This is a genomic window from Streptomyces tyrfis (assembly GCF_037034285.1).
Classification (GTDB): Bacteria; Actinomycetota; Actinomycetes; order Streptomycetales; family Streptomycetaceae; genus Streptomyces.
In genome coordinates, this window is record NZ_JBAGJZ010000039.1 from 47,947 (window position 1) to 69,161 (window position 21,215).

A 21,215-nucleotide genomic window follows, 5' to 3' on the forward strand; every position below is an offset into this window, starting at 1 on the left:
GCCCCCGGAATCAGAGGGATCCCAGTACACCGATGATCGGTGACAGGATGTCGTGACCGAACTCCGTGAGCTTGGTGGCCACGGGCGAGACGGCGCGCCCTCCCAGCTTGCCGAGTGAACCGATCCAGGTCGACTGGCCGAAGGTGATCAGACCCAGCGCGGCTGTTCCGAGAGACTTCTTGAACTCACTGCTCGTCCAGCCGTAGGCGATGCCCGTGAACGCGGCGCTGATCCCCGAGAGGGCCATGGAGGTGTAGGCGAAGCCTGCGGCCAGCGGCTCCAGGACCGGTGCGGCGAGGGGGAAGAAGAGTCCGGCGAGGCCTGTGCCGGCAGCACAGAACCCCGTCACGATACTGGCGACGTCGGTGGCTTTCGCCCACCACTTCGGATCCTGCCACCAGGCGGGATCGCTCTGGACGGTGTCGTTGTCGGGTGTGTCGGCCGGGGCGACCCCGGACTCCCTGGCCTTGCGCGCCGCCTCGGCTGCCTTTCTGGCCGCCGCCGCAATCTCCTCCTTGCGCTTGACCACGGCGATCTGGTGTGCCTGGCTCGCGGCCGCGGCCGCCGTCTGCGCGTCCTTGCCGGCCTGGATGGCCGAGGCACGGGCCGAAGCGGCGGATGCCTGGGCCGAGTTGGCCGACGCCACCGCGTTGCGGGCGGAGGCCATGGCACGGTTGGCGGAGTAGTTCGCCGACCGCGAGGCCTTTTGAGCGACGGCGGCGGCCTGCTTCGCCTTGTCCGCAGAGGCCTGCGCGTTCTTGGCCGACTGCTCGGCGGCGTCCGCGTTGGTCGTGGCCTGCTGTGCGTAAGTGGCGGCCCGCTTGAACGCCTCCTGCGCCTTTTCGGCCCACTTCGCCGCATCGGCGGCGGCGTTACGGGCGTTCGCGGCGGTCTCCTGCGCGCGAGCCGCGTCTTCCTGCGCCTTGTTCGCGACCTTCGCGGCGGCCGCGATCGCACCCTGCACGGCGGCGATATGCGCGGCGGAGTCATGGTCGAGCTGCGCCGTCTTGTGCTGCACGGAGGCGATGAAGTTGCGACGCATCCATGCGGGGCCTTCCAGCGCGGCCTGGGCATGGGCTTTCGTGTACGGGCCCGCCGACCCGAGGAGGGTGGCCGTGGCGACGGCGTCGTCCTCCTGCTGAGCGTCCGCGTACAGGGTCGTGAAGAACTTGTTGAGGGCCTCGGCGGTGCCGGCGTTCAGCGCCTCGTTCGCAGCCTGCTTGACGGCCTTGCCAGGGCTGTCCGCCAGGACGCGGGCGACGGATACCCGGTTGTCCGTCGCCGCGGCCTCGATGAGGCCCGTCGTGAGGAATTTCTCACCGGTGTCCGGATCGTCGCTCGCCAGCGCAGCGACCGCGGCTTCGGCGACGTCCGGAGCGGAGGTCTGCGCCAGATAGAGAACAGTCTCTCTGTCGTCCTGCTTCTGAGCGAGCTGCCGGTCGGCGTCGATCCAGGCGTGGACGTCGGCATCCGTGCCGCAGAGGGCGAATCGTGAGGCTTCACGTGACCAGGTGCCGCGGGAGTTCATCATGGCGATGGCGGCCTTGCGTCCGACGGTGGAGGCGAGGTCGGTGTCACCGGCCCTGAGCGCCGCCTCCGCCTGGGCGATGAGGTCCTGCGTGGCCTGTTCCGTCAGCTCCGCCTGGGTACGCTTCTCGTTGAGCTCGGCCCTCTCCTGTTCCTCGATCTGAGCGAGCAGGCGGGCCTCCTCCATGGCCTGCTTCGTTTCCTCGTCCAGGCGTTGCCACTCGGCTTCCCGCGCCTGCTTCTCCACCTCGATGGCTTGGTTGACGGCGTCGGTCGCGTTGTTCGCCGCTTTGGTGGCCTCATCGGCGAATTCGGTCGACTTCTTCGCGTAATCGATCGCCTGGCCCGCATATTTGACCGCCCAATCGGCGGCTTCCGCGGACTTCTCAGCATGTCCGGCGGCGCTGTTGGCCGCATCGCGTGCGGTGCGGGCGGCCGCCGCCGCCGTGTTCGCGAGCGCCTGCGCGGTTCCGGCGGCGTTGGTGGCTATCTGGGCGTTGGTGCTCGCGATCTGCGCCTGCCGCCTGGCCTCCGCTGCCTCGGCCTGGGCCTTGCCCGCGGCGGTGGCGGCCGCTGCGGAGGCGTTTGCGGCGGCGGCTGCGTTACGGGCCGCGGAGGCGGCGGCGGAGCCGGCGCTCGCGGCCTGGACCGAGGCGCCGGCCGCATAGTCGGCGGCCTTCGCCGCGCTACGGGCCTTGGCCGCGGCATTGCGGGCGGCGACGGCGGCGTTTTTCGCGGCGGACGCCTTGGACGCGTCCTTCGAGGCGGCGATGGCCGCGCCGTACGCCCGTGCCGCGGCGGAGCCGGCGGAGGCCGCGGCCTGGCTGGCCGCGGTGGCTGCGTAGGCGGCACGACGCGAGGCCTGAACAGCCGCGTGAGAGGCGGAGATGGCGACCCGTGCGGAGTCGGCCGCCCCCTGCGCGGCCTTGGACGCCTTGCGGGCGGCCTTGCCGGACTTGACCACGTCGTTCTGCGCCGCCGTCGCTTCGGCCGCAGCCTTCTCCGCCGCTTCCTTGGCCTTTCCGGCGGCCTCCACGGCGCGGGCGGCAGCCTCCTCGGCCTGCTTCGTCTTCGCGTCGGCCTTCAGGCCCTCCCGCTCGACGACCGCGACGAGTTCCTCGATCGTCGCTGATTCCTGGTCGCGGGCGCGGGCGATGTGCTGGCCGATTTCGAGGAACCACTCGACATCGGCGGCGCTGCCGGACAGGGCGCGAGAGGCGTACTTCTTAACCTCCGGGCCCGCCTCCACCATGGCCTTGGCCACTTCGACGCGCATGTCTTCCAGACGGGCGCTGTACTGGCCTTCGATGAGGAACTCCGCCAGGGAATCCTCCGTGTTCGCATCCAGCGCGGAGCTGCCGTCCCGGCGTACGCCCTTGCCACCGGTGGCCATCACGGTCGCGGTGGCAACGCGGAGATCTTCCATGAAGGCGGACTTGAAGCCATCGGCCAGGTATTCGGCGATGGCGGCGTCGCCGCCATCGATCGCGGCAGAGGCCTCACGTCGTGTCCCCTTGCCGCCTCCCGCCAGAGAGGTCATGACCGCAGTACGGTTGTCCTCCGCGGCGGCGCTCGGCAGTTGGTCGTTCAGGAAGGTCTGGACATCGGCGTCGGAGCCGGTCAGGGCCGCTTCCGCCGCGGCGCGGACCGCACTGCCGCCCAGGAGCCACGCCTTGACGACCTTCGCCCGGTCGGTGTCGGGCAGGTTGAACGGATCGCCGTCGTCGTCCCCGCCGGCCGGTGGGGTGTCCGCGAACGCCGCCGCCGGATTGAGGACCAGGCTCGAGGTGGCGGCTACGGCCGTGGCGGCCGCGAGGGTGCCGAGAACCCGCCGCCTGCTCCAGAAGATGGTGTCCAAGATATTCCCTTCGTGATCAGTGCCTGGCGGGGGGCTTTCGGGCGGCACACCGACCCGCACGATGAGGTGTCCGTCGTGCGCTTCTCCGTACGGGCCGTGTGGACATGCCTCGCCAGGGCCGCGGCGTGGGGCGACGGCCCCCGGACGAGACGCGGGGCGGACGGAAACCGGTCCCCTAGCGCCCGATGCCGGCGATGCGAACGGGGAAACCGCCTACCCGGAAGTCCGGGCAAACACCTTCATGTGGCCGTCGGTGCGGCGAAAAGGAGCCGGAGCCCCCGACACACAGGAAGCCCCGTCTGGAAAATCTGCCCAGGTGCTTCGAAGACATTTGATGCCGCCCCCCTGGCGCTTCATGCGCGAACCAGAGGGATCTTCACACAAAATATTGAGGTTCGTAAGGGGGATATGGATTTCTGGAGCCACTACGGCGAAATCGGAATATTTAATTCCGATTATTTATCGTTTCGTTATGTTGACGCATGCAACCTTTATGAGCTGGGCGTTTCCCGGTGGAGATTATGTCTGGTATCGACATGGTGTCCGATTTGTGGTGGTGGACATGTGGGTGCGTTGGTGATTTCAATGATCACGTCGTGCAAGGTTGGTGAACGAAGAGTGACTTCCCCGTGTGCGCGCCCTCGCTCTCTTTGACGCCTCGATCGTCGGAGGAAGCGGCTCACCGGGGCGTTCGTCACCCTGCCTGGCATCGGGTCACGCCGCGCGCGCCATGCGTATGTGGCCGCGCGCCTCGACCGTGGTGACGGACGGCCGGAAACGGCGGCTCCGAGTTATCAAGGGAATATGGATGAAGATAATCACTCGCGCGCTCGTGGTGGGATGTGCCGTTGCGGCTGCTGCGTGGTCTCTGAGTGGTCTGCATCAGGCGGCGCCCGCAATGGCTGCCGTCGCCGAGGAGTCTCCCGGGTATGCGGTGGAGGATTTCAGTTACCCAGGAGCCGATAAGGTGCTGGCTGAGCGGAAAATCGTCCTCAAGCGCGGTGACGGCCATATCATGCTCGTGGATTGTTCGGGGGATCCGGGGCTGCTGGAGGTCTGGTCCCGCTCGTTCAAGCAGACCTTCTGTTTCAAGGTCACCGGGGATAGTGGGTATCTGGAGCTGGAGATTCCCGCAGTCTTCACGATCAAGGGAAATGACTACTCGACACAGGTCGACATGGTCGTCGATGACGAACGAAAGACTTTCGACATCGAAAAGAACATTTGGACATCAGTGGGCGAGAGCACTGACCCGGAGCAGCGTAATTTCGCACTCGTGGAGATCCGTACCTCCAAGTAGTGCTTTGCGCTTCCGTCGATGATCCGGCGGGTCGGCACCAGTCTGCCCTCTGTTGTTTCCCGGCCCTTCGGCAGACGTGCGTTCGTCTCATGTTCGGTAGGCGATCGTCACGCCGTCCGTTCGCTCGCCGAAAGCCGTTGGCAGAGTGAGTCATGCCCCGAGCCGTGTCGGGACCGGTGCGTGCCGCTGCCAGGTCGGGTCGAGGCCCACGCACATCCCTTGCCAGTTCCCAGAGGGCGGCTGCCGGCGGCGGGCACGCTGCGGAAGGTTGCCTGGCCCGTTTCCGGCCGGGCCCGCCTCCGACCGGCCGCTCTCATGCCATCAAACAGACGTCCCTGAGTAAGGAATACACACGTGGAGTTCAGTCCATCCCGCCGTGCGCGGGCCGTCGCACTGATCGCCGCCGCCGGCGCGGCGGGTGCGCTCACACTGACCGCCCCGGCGCAGGCCGTGATCGGTGACGCGGTCGCCGACAACACGTACACGTTCACCGCGAAGCTCGACATCGGCGGGGAGCGTGCCTGCACCGGGTCGCTCGTGGACGCGCAGTGGATCCTGACGGCGAGCAGTTGTTTCGCGGCCGAAGGTCAGCCCGCGTTCCCGGTGCCCGCCGGGGCGCCCGCCGAGAAGACCATGGCGACGATCGGCCGTACCGACCTTTCCGGAACGGGCGGGAAGGTGGTCGAGGTCACCGAGTTGGTGCCGCGGGCGGACCGGGACCTGGTGATGGCGAAGCTGGCCCAGCCGGTGACCGATGTGGCGCCCGTGGTCGTGGCGGGCTCGGCGCCGGTGGTGGACGAGACGGTCCAGGCCGTGGGGTACGGCCGGACCAAGGACACCTGGGTTCCGGACCGACTGCACGCGGGTTCCTTCGTCGTGACCCGGGTCGATGCAACCACTGTCGCGATGGACCGGGACGGAGGCAGCATCTGCAAGGGCGATGCGGGCGGTCCGGCGCTGCGGGAGAAGGACGGCGGGGTCGAACTCGTCGCCGTGCACAGCGCGTCCTGGCAGGCCGGTTGCCTGGGCACCGAGGAGACCCGCAGCGGCGCCGTGGAGACCCGGCTGGACGATCTCGGGGAGTGGATCCGGCAGATCCGTGCCCTGCCGCAGGAGAGCCAGGTCGTGTCGGGGGACTTCAACGGGGACGGCAAGGAGGACATCGCCGCCTTCTACGACAACGGCACGTCGCCGGAGGGCAAGAACCGGGCATCGCTCTTCGCGTTCTACAGCACCGGCACGGGATTCGGTGAGCCCAAGAAGGTGTGGAGCGCCCTCGGCGGCTTCACCTACGCCGCCAGCAAGCTGGTCGCCGGAGACTTCAACGGCGACGGCAAGGACGACGTCGCGGTCCTCTACGACGGAGGTTCCTCCGACGCCGGCCGGGTCTCCTCGCTGTACACGTTCACCAGCACCGGTAGCGGCTTCAGTAGCCCGCGCAAGACGTGGACCAGCACCGGCTCCTTCAACTGGGACGCCTCGAAGGTGACCTCGGGCGACTACAACGGGGACGGCAAGGACGACATCGCCGTCCTCTACAACTCCGGGAAGTCGGCCGACGGCAAGTTCATCACCTCCGTCTACACCTTCACCAGCAACGGCACCGGTTTCGACAACCCGCGCAAAACCTGGACGAGTCCGGGTTCCTTCGACTGGAACGCGTCGAAGGTGACCTCGGGCGACTTCAACGGGGACGGCAAGGACGACGTCGCGGTCCTCTACAACTCCGGGAAGTCGGCCGACGGCAAGTTCGTCACCGCGCTGTTCACCTTCGCGAGCAACGGCACCGGCTTCGACAACGCGCGCAAGACCTGGGAGAGCACGGGGTCCTTCAACTGGGATGCGTCGAAGGTCACCTCCGGTGACTTCAACGGCGACGGCAAGGACGACGTCGCGGTCCTCTACAACCGCGGCAGGGGAGATGACGGCAAGGCCAACAGCGCGCTGTTCACCTTCACCAGCAACGGCACCGACCTCGCCGCTCCCCGCGAGGTGTGGACCAACACGGGTTCCTTCAACTGGGAAGTGAGTGGGCTGACGTCCGGCGACTACGACAAGGACGGGAAGACTGACATCGGAGTGCTCTACCGCAGCGGAACCTCCCCCGACGGCCGGCGCATCGACTCGCTCTTCTCCTTCACCAGCACCGGTACCGGCATCAAGGCACCGGTCAAGCACTGGACCGGCAGCGTCATCTGATCTGAGCCGGCCTGCGTCGGCCCGGGTCCGACCCGACTGACGCAGCGGGCCCGATGGAGCCGCCCGGCCCCGCCCGGAGCTCCGACCGCCCGGATGCCCGGCCCCGAACGTACGTCGGACGCTGTTGTTTTATTCGGGGCTTGGGGTTACTTCGCCCCGCCGAGGATGAGCTCGGCGGGGCGGAGTGCTGCGAAGTGGCTGGTGCGGGTGCGGGCCCGGGGCGTCTGGAGGATGTGGGCGTCGATGCGGGCGAGGTTGATCGCGGCGCCGGTGAGCTGGTGCTGGAGGCTGGTCTTGGCCGGCCCGCGGTAGCGGGATCTACGCAGGCCGCAGCGTTGGGCGGCCTGGGAGATGGTGCCCTCGACCCCCGCTCGGACCTTGAGCGTTCCTTTCAGGCATCGGTCTGTTGCTCGGCCCTGGCCGCTTGGCGTGCGTGATGCTCGTCGTGGCGACGTAGCCGCAGTTCGCGGGGCCGTTGACGTTGGGTGCGTTGATGCATGCCTGCCGCATCGTGCAGGGGCGGCAGTCACTGACCGAGAACACCACCCGCAGCACCGGATGGCCGCGTTGGGAGAGCCGTTCACTCCAGGCGGTGCTGGTGCCGCCGCCGGGGCAAGTGGCCACGGGCCGCGAGCTGGTGGTGGATGGTCTCGGCCATCGACCGGTCCTGGACGGTGGCCACCGTCGTGGCGACGTTCGTTCCTGAACCACTCCGGCTCGGCCACCTCCGACAACCAGGCAGGGGCAGCCTGGGCGAGCGCGTTGAGCGCCGCGCGCAGCGTCTCGGCGACCATCTCCAGCCAGCACAGTTCACGCGCCGCCGACAGCACATGCGAGGAGTCCGTCCGAGCTCGCCCCGCGCTCTTGAGCAGCCGCTTCTCACGGGCCGCGACCAGGATGCCGTCCAGCACCCGGCGCCCCACGTCCGCCCCGGCCAGCCGGTCACGGAACTCCGACAGCACCGAGAAGTCGAAGCCGGATCATCCAGTTCCAGCCCGAGCGCGTACTTCCAGTCGATACGGGCCCGCACCGCCTCCGCGGCCTGCCGGTCGGTCAGCCCCTCCACGAACTGCAACACCGACACCAGTGCCAGCCCGCCCGGTGACCAGGCCGGCCTGCCCCGCACCGGGAACAGGTCCGCGAACTCCTCGTCTCCGAACAACGGCCCCAGTCCGTCCCGCACCCGGATCGCCAGGCTTCCCTTCGGGAACGCGGCCCGCGCCACCCGCGCCGTCTCCGCCGGGATCTCCCAGATCCCTTCGGCTGCATCGACATCCGCACCCACCCCATACGACAACGTCGTCGGCCTTCAAGACCACAACCAGGTCTCGAAGGCCGACGTCACGCACGGCCCCGAATAAACCGACCGCGTCCGTACGTCGTTCGGGGCCGGGCGCCGTTCGTTCCGGCGAGCCGGCGTACGGTCTCAGCCGCCCCGCTTCCCGAGGACGCGGCGTTCGCCGGCCGCGCCCGGCCGGATCGTGCCGAGTCCGGCCGCCACCGCCACGGCCAGGGCCAGCGCCCCGTACCGGGCGGGGGAGAGGTACGGCAGCGAACCGGTCGTCGACAGCGCGAACGCCAGCAGGGGCACCGCCGCGACCAGGGTGCCGATCACCAGGCCGGCCACCGCCACCAGGCCGGTCTCCGCGATCAGCATCCGGCGGACCTGACGACGGCCCGCGCCGACCATGCGCAGCAGGCGGAACTCCGGGCCGCGGCCCAGCGTGATCAGGGACAGGGTGCTGACCACCGCGAGCAGTGCGAAACCGCCGATCACACCGACCCCGATGACCATCAGCGCGTCGCCCTGGTGTGACGTGGCCGGGGCGATCCGTACGTCGTCCGCCGTCGCGGCACGGAGGCGTACGCCCGCGTACGGGGCCAGCGCGCGCCGCACCTCGGCGGCCGAGGAGGCTCCGCCGTCCGCCGTGCGCACCAGGATCCGCTGGTCGCGCGGCGTTCCGACGTGGGCGGCCAGAGTCGCGTGCGGCAGCATGAACTCGCCCAGACCCAGGGCCCGTTCGTAGAGCGCCACCACCCGGAGCCGCACCTTCGTGCCGTCGCCGAGACGGAGCTGCACCTGATCACCGACGCCGACGCCCAGGCCGTCCGCCCGGTCCCGGCCGACCGCGACCGTGCCCCGGCCGGTCAGGTCCGCGAGGTCACCGGCCGTGACGCGCGGATCGAGCGTGCCGGACAGCTGATCGGCCGTCACCCCGAGGACCGGGAGCCGGTCCAGCACCGGGTCGCCCAGCTCACGGCGGGCGAGGACCACGGAGGAACGCAGCACCCCGGTCGCCGCCGTCACCCCGGGCGCCTCGCGCACGACCCGGGCCGCATCGGCCGGAAGCCCGGCGTCCGGGCCCGTCACCACCAGGTCCGCCCGGAGCGCGTCGGCGGCCTGCCGGCCGGCGGCCCGCTCCAGCGTCGCGCCCGCCGAGAGCTGCACGCAGACGAAGGCGACGAGCAGCACGATCGGGGTGATCGCCGCGCCCAGCCGCCGGTGGTGCGCGGCCGCGGACCGGGCGGCCAGGAACCCGGAGACCCCGCCCAGCCGGCGCACCGGCCCGCCGAGCACCCGCAGCGCCACCCGGGCGATCCACGGACCCAGCAGCGCCACCGCGACGATCAACGAGGTCGCGGCGCCCGACGCGGCCACGGCCGCCGCCTGCCCGCTCTGCGCCGTCGCCGCCCCGGCCGAGCCGACTCCCGCGACGGCCAGCAGCAGCCCGGCGACCGTGCGCACCCGCCCCGGCTCGCCCGGTTCGGGGGCCCCGGCCGCGGCCAGCGCGGCGGCGGGCCGCAGCCCGGTGACGGCCCGGGCCGCCAGCAGCGACACCGGGCGCGCCGAGAGCGCCACGACCAGCGCGGCCACGGCCGCCGCCCCGAGGGGCAGCCACAGCGGCACGGGCAGCGGCAGCGGTTCCGTGGCCAGCAGCGACCGCATCAGCAGCCCCAGCGGCACCGCCCCGACCCCGCCCAGCACCGCCGCCGCGGCGGTCACCCGGCTGACCTCGCGGCCGACCGCCGACCGCAGTTGACGAGGCGTCGCCCCGACCGCGCGCAGCAGCGCCAGTTCGCCGGAGCGCTGGTGGACCGCCTGGGAGATCGTGGCGGCGATCACCAGCAGCGCCACCATGAGGACCGTGGCGGCGACGGAGGCCAGCAACGCCAGAAGCTCCCCGCGTGCGCCCGGCGCGTCGACGTACTCGGCCTGCCCGCGATCCGCGCCGGTGAGCACCCGCACGGCACGGTCGCCGTGCGCGCGGTCGGGCAGCGCGGACGCCAGCGACGCCCGCAGGGAGGCGGCCGGGACGCCGTGCTCGGCCACGATCCCGATGGCGTCGACCGTGTCGGGGTGCCCGGCCAGCGCGGTGAGCCGCCGCTCGGTGAAGAAGACGGCGGGGGCGCCGCCGGCCCGGTGCGCGGGCTCCGCGACACCGCTGACGGTGTACGGGCGGCGCGTCCCGTCGGTCTGCAGGGTCAGCCTGCTGCCCGGTCGGCCGCCGGTCGCCGCCGCCAGCGTGCTGTCGAGGACCACCTCGTCCGGCGCGCCCGGCGCGCGCCCCTCGGACAGCCGGTACGGGGTGAGCACCGCGGACTCCCAGGACCGGCCGACGGCCGGGACCGCGTCCCGCCCGGAGCCGCTGCCGCCCGGCAGGACCACGGACAGGGGCACCGAGTCGTCCGCCACGGCCTTCGCGACACCCTCGGCGGCGGCCGCCCGCGCCACCGTCGAACGGTCGAGCCGGACCCGTTCCGGAAGGTAGGCCTCGGCGGTCTTCGGCTCGCTGCCCCAGGGCTTCGCCGTGTACGCCACCCGCTGATCGGCCACCACCACGGCGTCCGCGGCGGCGTGCCGCGCCACCGGCGGCCCGGCCGCCAGCAGCGAACCGAGGACGAGGACGAACGCGCCGATCAGCGCCGCCGCGGCGGCCGTCGCCGCGAAGACCGGGGCCCACGCCCCGCGACGGGACCGCAGCGAGCGCCGGGCGAGGAACGCCGACGCCCGCCGCACCCCGGCACGCACGTCCGCGGCCGTGGTCGCGTCCGTGGCCGGGGGAGCGGCTGTGCCTGCTTTCGTGGCCGTGGCCGTGCTCGTCTCCACGGCCGCGCCCGCGCCCGCGCACGTGCTCGTGTCCGCGCCCGTCTCCGCAGGCGTGTCAGGCGCGTCGGATGTATCAGGTGTGCGCGTGTTCACCGGAGGCGACCGCCGTCCATCGTGAGCACGGTGTCCGCCCGGCTCGCCGCCGCCGGGTCATGGGTGACCATGACGACCGTGCGGCCGTCCAGCCGGACCGCGTCCCGCAGCAGCCCGAGCACCAGCTCCGCCGACTCCGGGTCCAGGGAGGCCGTCGGCTCGTCCGCGAAGATCACCTCGGGCTCGGTCACCAGCGCCCGCGCCACCGCGACCCGTTGCTGCTGACCGCCCGAGAGCGTCGCCGGCCCCTGCCCGCCCCGGCCGGCGAGTCCGACCCGGGCCAGCAGCGCCCGGCCGCGGGCCAGCAGCCGTTCGTCCGCCGGGTCGGCGCCCGCCAGCACCAGCGGCAGCACCACGTTCTCCTCGACGCTCAGCGACGGCACCAGATTCAGGGCGTGCGACTGGAAGACGAACCCGATCCGGTCCCGGCGCAACCGGGTCAGCGCGGCCTCGGACAGCCCCCCGAGATCGGTCCCCCCGATCCGCACCGTTCCCGAGGTCGGCCGGTCCAGGCCCGCCGCGCACTGCAGGAACGTGCTCTTCCCGGACCCCGAGGGCCCCACCACCGCGGTGAAGGTCCCGACCGGGACCGTGCAGCTCACCGCGTCCAGCGCGAGCGTCCCCCGGCCGCCGCGCCGCCCGTGGCGCCGGCTCACCGACTCCAGGCTCAGTGCGGCGCCCCGCGTCCCCGTGACCGTGTCCACCCTCGGTTCCACCGTTCTCCAGCTCTCTCCGTCTACCGTTCCGATCTGCGTAAACGCTAGAAAGAAGGGGAGTTCGCGGCGAGGGGGCGGACTCCCGGGCCGGGGTTCAGCCCGCTACACCCCGGAGCCGGGGGAGACCACTGCTCCGGGCCCGGGCGACGCACCGTAACGTGGTGCGTCATGAGCACCGCACCCGCCCCGCTGACGAGCGCCGTCCGGCGTTCGCGGGACGCCTCCCACTACCTGATCACCGGCTTCCTGACGGCGCTGGCCTGCTATGTGAGCGTCTTCCTGGTGGCGGCAGTCCTGCTCTTCGCGGCCGTGATCATCGGGCTGCCCGCCCTGCCCGAGACCGTGAAGCCGTTGCGCGAGCTGGTGGAGTTCGAGCGCCGCAGGGCGGCCGAGCGGCTCGGTGTTCCGTACGCGCCGGCGCCCTGGCCCGTGGTGGACGGCGGGGAACTCGTCGAACGGGTGCGGCGCGTGCTCACCGATCCGATGGTGTGGCGCGGGGTGCGGTGGATGCCGGTCCACGCGCTCGCGGGCAACGTCTTCTGCTGTCTCGCGATGGTGCTGTGGCCGGTCGGGCTCCTCGTGGACGGGGCGGTGCTGTCGGTCCAGCACCGGCTGGACCGGAGAAGGCACGACGAGTACGGCACGCCGCCGCCGACGCGTGAGGGGTACGTGGTGCGCTGGCACGGGGTTCTCGCGGACCTCTCCGCGAGCTGGAACCGGTCCCTGCTCACGCCCTCGCCGTCCGCCGTGCTCGCCGACCGGATCGACCAGCTGACCGAGAGCCGCGCCGGGGCGGTGGAGGCGCACGGCGCCGAACTGCGCCGGATCGAACGGGACCTGCACGACGGCGCCCAGGCCAGGATCGTCGCCCTGTCGATGCGGATCGGCCTCGCCAAGCAGCTCCTCGACCACGATCCGGCCGCGGCGCGCCGGCGCCTCGACGAGGCCCAGGACGGTGTGGACGAGGCGCTGGCGGAGCTTCGGCACGTGGTACGCGGCATCCACCCGCCGGTGCTGACGGACCGGGGACTCGCCGGGGCGGTACGGGCGCTGGCCGCCGACGCCGCCGTACCGGTGGTCACCGAGCTGGACGGGGTGGACGACGGGCGGCGGCTTCCGGCCGCGATCGAGGCGGCCGCGTATTTCGTGGTCGCGGAGGCCCTCACCAACATCGGCAAGCACAGCGGGGCGACGACCGCCACCGTGCGCATCGACCGGCCCGCCGGCGTCCTGCGGGTGGTCGTCAGCGACGATGGTCGCGGCGGCGCCGACGAACGCGCCGGCAGCGGGCTGGTCGGCATCAGGCGGCGGATCGCCGCCCTCGACGGCGCCACCCGCATCAGCAGCCCCACCGGGGGGCCGACGGACATCGAAGTGGAGCTGCCGTGCGGATCGTGATCGCCGAGGACAACGCGCTGCTGCGGGAGGGCCTGATCCTGCTGCTGACCAGCTCGGGCCACGAGGTGGTGGCGGACGCCGCGACCGGCCCCGAGGTGCTGCCGGCCCTGCTGGAGCACCGCCCGGACGTCGCCGTGCTCGACGTGCGGCTCCCGCCCACCTTCCGCGACGAGGGGCTGCGCGCCGCGCTCGCCGCCCGCGACCGGCTGCCGGACCTCCCGATCCTGGTCCTCTCGCAGTACGTCGAGGAGACGTACGCCGCCGAACTGCTCGCCCGGGGCGCCCAGGGCATCGGCTATCTGCTGAAGGACCGGGTGGGTCGCGTCGACCAGTTCCTCCAGGCGCTGGACCGGGTCGCGGCCGGCGGCACGGCGCTCGATCCGGAGGTGGTGACCCAGCTGCTGACCCGCAAGACCGCGGCCGAGCCGCTGCGGAGCCTCACCCCGCGCGAACGCCAGGTCCTGGAACTGATGGCGCAGGGCAAGGCGAACGGCACCATCGCCGAGGAACTGGTGGTGACCGAACGGGCCGTCAGCAAGCACATCGGATCCATCTTCCTGAAGCTCGGTCTGGAAGCGGACGACGGCACGGTGCACCGGCGGGTGCTGGCGGTGCTCGCGTACCTGGAGGACAAGGGAGCGCGCTGACCCCCGCCGGTACGGGGCGGCGCGTGGCGCGCGCCCCGAGGGCGGTGCGGGACTCGCGTCCCGCGCGTACGCCGCCTGCGCCGTGCCCGCGCCGTGCGCGCCGGGCCCGTGTACGCGCGCCGCGCCTGAACCGCGCGCCGGGCGGCGTGTACGGGTGTCATCGCGCGGCGGTCGCGGGGCGCCGGTCCGGCGTCGCGCGCGCCGTGGGCACCACGACCGGGGCGCCGTCCCCGGGCGCGTCCAGGATGTCCGCCTCGATGCCGTACAGCTCCTCGACCAGGGCCGCGTCCACCACGTCACGGGCGGCGCCCCGCGCGACGATCCGGCCCCGGTTCATGGCGACGAGGACGTCGGCGTACCGGGCGGCGCCCGCCAGGTCGTGCAGGACCATCACCACGGTGCGGCCCGCCGATGCCACCTCCCTGACCAGTTCGAGGACCTCGACCGCGTGACCCAGATCGAGCGCGCTCGTCGGCTCGTCGAGCAGGACGACCGGTGTCTGCTGGGCGAGCACCATGGCGAGCCAGCAGCGTTGCCGCTGACCGCCGGACAGCTGGTCGACTCGGCGGTCGGCCAGCCCGGCGGTGCCGGTGGCGGTCAGCGCCTCGCGCACCGCCCGCTCGTCCTCCCGGGACCACTGCCGGAACAGCCCCTGATGGGGGTGGCGCCCGTACCGCACGAGTCCGGCGACGGTCACCGCCTCGGGGGCCTGCGGGGACTGCGGCAGCAGGGCGATGCGGTGCGCGGCGGCGCGCTGGGTCAGCTGCCAGACGTCGGCGTCGCCCACCCGGACGGTGCCGGACTCCGGGCGATGGAGGCGGGCGATGGACCGCAACAGGGTCGACTTTCCACAGCCGTTGGGGCCGACGATCGCGACGACCTGCCCGGCGGGCACGGACAGGTCGACCCCGTTCACGACGGTGTGGCCGGGATATCCGGCCGTGAGCGCCTCGATCGTGAGGTCCACGCCGGGCAGGGTGCGGCCCGCGCCGGGCGGGGCCGTCGTCGGGGTGCCGTCCGTCATGCCGGTCGTGCCTTTCCTCGGGGGCCGCGGGCGGCACGGGGGTCATGGGGGCTGTGGGGCGTTGCGGGGGGCGGCGCGGGCGCGGTCATCGGGGCGGCCTCCGGGCGTGACGGCGATCGACAAGTGAGAAAGGTAAGCCTCACCTTACTGGTTCGGGTGTCCTCGGGCGGTTCCGGTGCCGCGTGCGGAACGTGCGGGATGCCGCTCGCGCCGAGGGGGCGCGTACGGGCAGGATGCTGTGAGCCAAGCCAAGCCAAGCCAAGCCAAGCCAAGCTCGGCCGGATCGCATCGACGCCGAGCCCGGCCCGGCCCGGTCGGGCGGAGCCGAAGCCGAGCCGAAGCCGAGTCACGTCACGCGCCAGGAGGTCGCATGTCCAGCCCGAACCAGCCCGCCCCCTTCACCGCAGACGACTACCGGGCCCGGATGGCCCGCGCGGCCGAAGCCGCCGCCGAGGCGGGGCTGGCGGGCGTGCTGGTCGCCCCCGGGCCCGACCTGGTCCACCTCACCGGCTACCGGCCGGTGAACACCGAACGCCTCACCCTGCTCGTCCTGACGCCCGGCCGGGACCCGGTCCTCGTCGTCCCGACGCTGGAGGCCCCGGACGCCGAGGAGGCCGTCGGCGGACCCGCGCTCACGATTCGGGACTGGACCGACGGCAAGGACCCGTACGCCGTCACCGCCCCGCTCCTCGACGCGCGGGGCCGGTACGGCATCAGCGACAACGCCTGGGCCATGCATCTGCTCGGCATCCGGCGCGCGCTCCCGGACACCTCGTACGTCTCCCTCACCGAGGCCCTGCCGATGCTCCGCGCGGTGAAGGACGCCCCGGAACTCCAGCGGCTGGCCGCCGCCGGAGCGGCCGCCGACGCCGTGTACGAGGAGATCGTCAAGGTGCGGTTCTCCGGTCGCGCGGAGAACGACATCGCCGCCGAACTGGCCGAGCTGCTCCGGCGGTTCGGGCACTCGCAGGTCGACTTCACCGTCGTCGGATCCGGCCCCAACGGAGCCAACCCGCACCACGAGGCGGGCGACCGCGTCATCGAGCGGGGCGACATGGTGGTGCTCGACTTCGGCGGGCTCAAGCACGGCTACGGCTCCGACACCTCCCGCACGGTGCACGTCGGCGAGCCCACCGCCGAGGAGCAGCGGGTCCACGACATCGTGCGGCAGGCGCAGGAGGCGGGCTGCGCAGCGGTCCGGCCCGGGGTCGCCTGCCAGGAGGTCGACCGGGCGGCCCGCGCCGTCATCACCGAGTTCGGCTACGGCGAACGCTTCATCCACCGCACCGGCCACGGCATCGGCGTCACCACCCACGAACCGCCGTACATGATCGAGGGCGAGGAGCTGCCGCTGGTGCCCGGGATGTGCTTCTCGGTGGAGCCCGGCATCTATCTGCCGGGCCGGTTCGGGGTGCGGATCGAGGACATCGTGACCGTCACCGAGGACGGCGGGCGACGACTCAACAACACGGCGCGCGAGATGGCGATCGTCGAGTAGCGGCGCTCGGGCGCGCACCCCCATCCGAGCGGGAGCGGGAGGGGCGACGGGAATTGACGTCTCGTCAGTCGTCGGACAGCAGTACGCACGACTCCGGCGGAAGACGCAGCAGCCCGTCGCTCCCGGGCCCCTCGACCGGCTCCCACGCGGCCACCACCCGGCCGGCACCGCCCCTGCGCCGCCCGCCGCCCAGCGGGATCTCGGCCGGTCTCCCGTCGAGGTTGACGGCGATCCGCAGGTCGCCCCGCCGGTACGCCAGCCAGCGCGCGTGCTCGTCGAAGGCGGTGCGCACCGACGCCAGATCCGGGTCGGAGAGGTCCGGCAGTGTGCGGCGCAGCCCGATCAGCTCGCGGTGCCAGGCGAGCAGACGGGCGTGCGGCTCCCGCTCCGGTTCGCCCCAGTCCAGGCAGGAACGGTTCCGGGTCGCCGGGTCCTGCGGGTCCGGGACCTCGTCCTGTGCCCAGCCGTGCGCCGCGAACTCGCGCCGCCTGCCGTCGCGTACCGCCTCGGCGAGCACCGGATCGGTGTGGTCGGTGAAGTACTGCCAGGGGGTGCGGGCCCCCCATTCCTCGCCCATGAACAGCATCGGGAGGAAGGGGCCGGTCAGCACGAGCGCGGCGGCGCACGCCAGCAGACCGGGGGAGAGCGTGGCGGCGAGCCGGTCGCCCAGCGCGCGGTTGCCGATCTGGTCGTGGGTCTGGGCGTAGCCGACGAAGCGGTGGGCCGGGGTGCGGGTGATGTCGACCGGGCGGCCATGGGTCCGGCCGCGGAAGGAGGAATAGGTGCCGTTGTGGAAGAACCCGCTGGTCACCGTCTTGGCGACGGCGGTCAACGGGGCGGCGGCGAAGTCCGCGTAATAGCCCTGGGACTCGCCGGTGAGCGCCGTGTGCAGGGCGTGGTGGAAGTCGTCGTTCCACTGGGCGTGCAGTCCGATGCCGCCCACCTCGCGCGGTGTCGTGGTCCGGGGATCGCAGCGGTCGGACTCGGCGATCAGCGAGAGCGGGCGGCCCAGCTCGGCGGCGAGCGCGTCGGTCGCCGCCGACAGTTCCTCCAGGAAGGTCAGCGCCCGGGAGTCGGCCAGGGCGTGCACCGCGTCCAGCCGCAGCCCGTCGAGCCGGTAGTCCCGCAGCCAGGCGAGCGCGCTGCCCAGCAGATACGCCCGCACCTCGTCCGATCCGGGCGCGTCGAGGTTGACCGCCGCGCCCCACGGTGTGTGGTGCGTTTCGGTGAAGTACGGGCCGAAGGCCGGGAGATGGTTGCCGGACGGGCCCAGGTGGTTGTGCACCACGTCCAGCAGCACCGCGAGCCCCAGACCGTGCGCCGCGTCGACGAAGCGCTTCAGCCCCGCCGGGCCGCCGTAGGGCTCGTGCACGGCCCAGGGCGCCACCCCGTCGTACCCCCAACCGCGGGTGCCGGGGAAGGGGCACACCGGCATCAGCGACACATGGGTGACGCCCAGTCCGGCGAGATGGCCGAGCCGGGCCGCCGCGGCGTCGAAGGTTCCCTCCTCGGTGAACGTGCCGATGTGCAGCTCGTACAGGACGGCGCCCGGCAGGGCCCGCCCGGTCCATTCGTGCCGCCAGGGGTACGCCGAGTGGTCGACGACGGCGCTCTCGCCGTCGGGCCCGTCCGGTTGCCGCCGCGAACGGGGGTCGGGCAGCACGCGCCCCTCGTCCGCCCCGCGCCCCTCGTCCGCCCCGCTTCCGTCCCCGCTCCCGTCCCTGGTCAGGACGAATCCGTAACGGTCCCCGTCCGACGCCTCGGCCTCCGCCGTCCACCAGCCGGCCCGGTCGGCGTCGCGGGCCATCGTCCGCCGTTCACCCGACAGCCGCAGCTCGACCGAGTCCGCATCCGGTGCCCATACCTCGAACAGCATGCAACGCTCCTCGTCTTCTCGCCCCCGTCACCCATCGTCGGCAAACGCCCGCGACAGCTGCCTCACGACACTGGATCGAGCCCGTTACTGGCGATTAAGGTCTGGTTCTGATCATTGCCCTGCCTGCTTCAGCTCAATACGCATCACTACGCACTCCCTCTTACGGCTGTGGAGGCCGAGATGAATGTGCCGCCGCCGAACGTGCCGATGCCGAACGCGCCGGCGTCGCCCGCGCCAGCCGGCGCCGTGACCGACGAGGCCGGATCGCCCGCGCCCGCCGGTACCGCGCCGACCGGTTCGGCGTCGCCCCCGCCCGCCGTGCCCGCGTTCCCGCCCGGCTTCCTCTGGGGGGCGTCCGCCTCCGCCTTCCAGACCGAGGGGGCGTCCGACGCCGACGGCAAGGGGCCCTCCGGCTGGGACGCCTTCGCCGCCCAGCCCGGACGGATCAAGGACGGCACCGACACCACCCGGGGCACCGGCTTCCACCAGCACTACCGCGAGGACGTCGCCCTGCTGGCCGGGCTCGGCGCCGACGCCTTCCGGTTCTCCATCAGCTGGCCGCGCGTGGTGCCCGGCGGCAGCGGCGCCGTCAACCCGCAGGGCCTGGACTTCTACGACCGGCTCGTCGACGAGCTGTGCGCCCACGGCATCGCCCCCGCCCCCACCCTCTACCACTGGGACACCCCGTTGCCGCTCGACGAGGCGGGCGGCTGGCTCAACCGGGACACCGCCTACCGCTTCGCGGAGTACGCGGGCATCGTCGCCGAACGCCTCGCCGACCGGGTGCCGATGTGGATCACGATCAACGAACCGGCCGAGGTCACCATGCTCGGCTACGCGCTCGGCCAGCACGCGCCGGGCCGCACCCTCCTCTTCGACGCCCTGCCCGCCGCCCACCACCAACTCCTCGCCCACGGACTGGCGGTCCGCGCCCTGCGCGGGGCGGGCGCGGACAACATCGGCGTCGCCGTCTCGCACACCCCGGTCTGGACCGCCGGGGAATCCGACGAGGACCGCCTGGGCGCGGAGCTGTACGACACCCTCACCAACTGGCTGTTCGCGGACCCCCTCCTCACCGGCCGCTACCCGGACGAGAACTTCGCCGCGCTGATGCCCGGCCCCGTCGCGGACGATCTGGCCACCATCTCCGCCCCGCTCGACTGGTACGGCGTCAACTACTACAACCCCACCCTCGTCGGCGCCCCCGACGCGCGGGCCGTCGGCAGCTTCTCCGGATTCGAGATGCCCGCCGAACTCCCCTTCGGCATCCGGGAGATAGAGGGTTACGAGAGGACCGACTTCGGCTGGCCCGTGGTCCCCGACGGGCTGCGCGAGACCCTCGTCCAGCTGCACGCCCGCTTCGGGGACCGCCTCCCGCCGCTCTACATCACCGAGAACGGCTGCGCCGTCGACGAACCCGCTCGCGACGCCCGCCGGATCGCCTACCTCGAAGGGCATCTCAAGGCCCTGCGCTCCGCCATCGACGCGGGCGTCGACGTGCGCGGCTACTTCACCTGGTCGCTCACCGACAACGTCGAATGGATCGAGGGGGCCAGCAAGCGGTTCGGCCTGGTGCACATCGACTACGAGACACTGCGCCGCACCCCCAAGGACTCCTACGCCTGGTACCGCGACCTGATCCACGCGCAGAAGCACGGGCACGGACGCCCGGCGGCCGGCCGCCCCTGACGACGGCCCCGGCAACACCCTTTTTTCACGGCCGCCGGGCCTTACGGACAGGCGCCCGCGTGATCGATACTTCGCGCCATGGTTGCTTCATGGTGGTCCCGGGCCCGACTGGGGATCTTCGTGCACTGGACCCCGGCCTCGGTCCCGGGCTGGGCCCCGCCGTACGTCCCCCCGGCCGAACTGCCCGCGGCCGGCCGCCGCGCCCCGCTCGCCTGGACGGCGTACGCCGAGTGGTACGAGAACTCGCTCCGCTTCCCGGGCAGCCCCGTCGCGGCCCATCACCGGGTGACCTACGGCGACCGCCCGTACACCGCCTTCGGCGGCGACTTCAACGAGGCGCTGGACGGCTGGGATCCGACCGCCTGGGCCCGTGACTTCCGTGCCGCGGGCGCCCGTTACGCCGTCCTCGTCGCCAAGCACCACGACGGCTTCTGCCTCTGGCCCTCCGAAACCGCCAACCCGCACCGACGCGGCTGGCACACCGCGCGCGACGTGGTCGGCGAGTTCGCCGAAGCCGTACGGGCCGAGGGGCTGCGCTTCGGCGTCTACTACTCCGGCGGGCTCGACTGGACCTTCGACGACCGGCCCATCGGCACCGCCGCCGACACCGTCTCCGCCGTGCCGCGCGGACGCTACCCCGCGTACGCCGACGCGCAGACGCGCGAACTGATCCGCCGCTACCGCCCCGACATCCTCTGGAACGACATCGCCTGGCCCGCCGCCCGCGCCGAGATCCGACAGCTCATCGCCTACTACCGGTTCACCGTGCCGCACGGCGTCGTCAACGACCGGCTGCGCCCGTACACGCCGCTGTGGCGCGCCCTGCGCGTCGTTCCCGGCGCCGGGAGCCTGTACGACCGCTGGGACCGCCGCACCATCGCCCGGGGCGAGGGCTTCGTGCCCCGCAAGCCCCCGTACTACGACTTCCGGACCCCCGAGTTCGCCCGCTGCGGCGGCCCCGACCCGTACGAGATCACCCGGGGCATCGACCACAGCTTCGGCTACAACCGCAACTCCCCGCCCGGGGCGTTCCTCGGCCGGGACGCGCTGGAGGCCCTCGTCCGCGAGACGGCGCGCGAGGGCGGCAACCTGCTGCTCAACGTCGGGCCGCGCGGCGAGGACGCGACCATCCCCGCCGAACAGCGCCGGCGCCTGACATGGCTGGCAGAACTCGCCGACGGCCCCGGACCGGACCTCCGCGCGACCGGCTGAGGCGCGGGCCCGCCCCGGGGCGGCGCGCCGACGGCCGCCGTCGCGGCCGGGGCGCACGCCCGTTCCGCAT

13 protein-coding genes and 1 pseudogene are annotated in these 21,215 nt (G+C 72.4%); 7 read left to right on the plus strand and 7 right to left on the minus strand.

Annotated features, from left to right (window positions below; translation table 11 throughout):
• Window positions 1-10 precede the first annotated feature (10 nt).
• Window positions 11-3,385 (minus strand): ALF repeat-containing protein, encoded by a 3,375-nt coding sequence (locus tag WA762_RS26045; protein WP_335938828.1) that lies wholly within the window; start codon window positions 3,383-3,385, stop codon window positions 11-13.
• Window positions 3,386-4,193: 808 nt separating this feature from the next.
• Between WA762_RS26045 and WA762_RS26050 the strand changes: the two genes are divergently transcribed.
• Together WA762_RS26050 and WA762_RS26055 are read left to right on the plus strand one after the other, a co-directional pair.
• The gene (locus WA762_RS26050; RefSeq protein WP_443080673.1) at window positions 4,194-4,685 is read left to right on the plus strand and encodes a hypothetical protein; all 492 of its coding nucleotides are present in this window, start codon (window positions 4,194-4,196) and stop codon (window positions 4,683-4,685) included.
• Window positions 4,686-5,039: 354 nt separating this feature from the next.
• Window positions 5,040-6,884 (plus strand): FG-GAP-like repeat-containing protein, encoded by a 1,845-nt coding sequence (locus WA762_RS26055; protein WP_335938829.1) that lies wholly within the window; start codon window positions 5,040-5,042, stop codon window positions 6,882-6,884.
• Window positions 6,885-7,030: 146 nt separating this feature from the next.
• Here WA762_RS26055 and WA762_RS26060 read toward each other — a convergent pair whose 3' ends face one another.
• From WA762_RS26060 to WA762_RS26080, 4 genes and pseudogenes are all read right to left on the minus strand, one after another.
• Window positions 7,031-7,468 carry a transposase gene (locus WA762_RS26060; protein WP_443080674.1) on the minus strand — a complete coding sequence of 146 codons (438 nt, stop codon included), beginning with the start codon at window positions 7,466-7,468 and terminating at the stop codon, window positions 7,031-7,033.
• Between the two features lie 449 nt (window positions 7,469-7,917).
• Window positions 7,918-8,169 (minus strand): annotated as a pseudogene (locus WA762_RS26070) (transposase); the annotation flags it as partial.
• A gap of 141 nt (window positions 8,170-8,310) precedes the next feature.
• Window positions 8,311-10,914: an ABC transporter permease gene (locus tag WA762_RS26075; protein WP_443080676.1), complete on the minus strand. Its 2,604-nt coding sequence runs from the start codon at window positions 10,912-10,914 to the stop codon at window positions 8,311-8,313.
• A gap of 167 nt (window positions 10,915-11,081) precedes the next feature.
• Window positions 11,082-11,789, minus strand: a complete 708-nt coding sequence (locus tag WA762_RS26080) for an ABC transporter ATP-binding protein (RefSeq protein WP_335938831.1) — start codon at window positions 11,787-11,789, stop codon at window positions 11,082-11,084.
• A 180-nt stretch (window positions 11,790-11,969) separates the two neighbouring features.
• Between WA762_RS26080 and WA762_RS26085 the strand changes: the two genes are divergently transcribed.
• Complete coding sequence (locus WA762_RS26085) at window positions 11,970-13,199, plus strand: sensor histidine kinase (RefSeq protein WP_335938832.1); 1,230 nt, start codon at window positions 11,970-11,972, stop codon at window positions 13,197-13,199.
• Complete coding sequence (locus WA762_RS26090; protein WP_335938833.1) at window positions 13,187-13,846, plus strand: response regulator transcription factor; 660 nt, start codon at window positions 13,187-13,189, stop codon at window positions 13,844-13,846. The genes WA762_RS26085 and WA762_RS26090 overlap by 13 nt, the downstream gene beginning before the upstream one ends.
• 157 nt (window positions 13,847-14,003) lie before the next feature.
• On the opposite strand, the gene WA762_RS26095 is transcribed toward WA762_RS26090, so the two are convergent.
• Window positions 14,004-14,870 carry an ABC transporter ATP-binding protein gene (locus tag WA762_RS26095; RefSeq protein ID WP_443080675.1) on the minus strand — a complete coding sequence of 289 codons (867 nt, stop codon included), beginning with the start codon at window positions 14,868-14,870 and terminating at the stop codon, window positions 14,004-14,006.
• A gap of 370 nt (window positions 14,871-15,240) precedes the next feature.
• On the opposite strand from WA762_RS26095, the gene WA762_RS26100 reads away from it, so the two are divergent.
• Window positions 15,241-16,368 carry an aminopeptidase P family protein gene (locus WA762_RS26100; protein WP_335938835.1) on the plus strand — a complete coding sequence of 376 codons (1,128 nt, stop codon included), beginning with the start codon at window positions 15,241-15,243 and terminating at the stop codon, window positions 16,366-16,368.
• Window positions 16,369-16,432: 64 nt separating this feature from the next.
• Here the strand turns inward: WA762_RS26100 and treZ are convergent, their stop codons facing one another.
• Entirely contained in the window at window positions 16,433-18,244 is a 1,812-nt protein-coding gene (gene treZ, locus WA762_RS26105) for a malto-oligosyltrehalose trehalohydrolase (RefSeq protein ID WP_335938836.1), read from the minus strand.
• Window positions 18,245-18,424: 180 nt separating this feature from the next.
• Between treZ and WA762_RS26110 the strand changes: the two genes are divergently transcribed.
• Entirely contained in the window at window positions 18,425-19,933 is a 1,509-nt protein-coding gene (locus WA762_RS26110; protein ID WP_335938837.1) for a GH1 family beta-glucosidase, read from the plus strand.
• Between the two features lie 78 nt (window positions 19,934-20,011).
• A complete protein-coding gene (locus WA762_RS26115; protein WP_335938838.1) occupies window positions 20,012-21,145 on the plus strand; it encodes an alpha-L-fucosidase in 1,134 nt (377 codons plus the stop codon).
• Window positions 21,146-21,215: the final 70 nt, after the last annotated feature.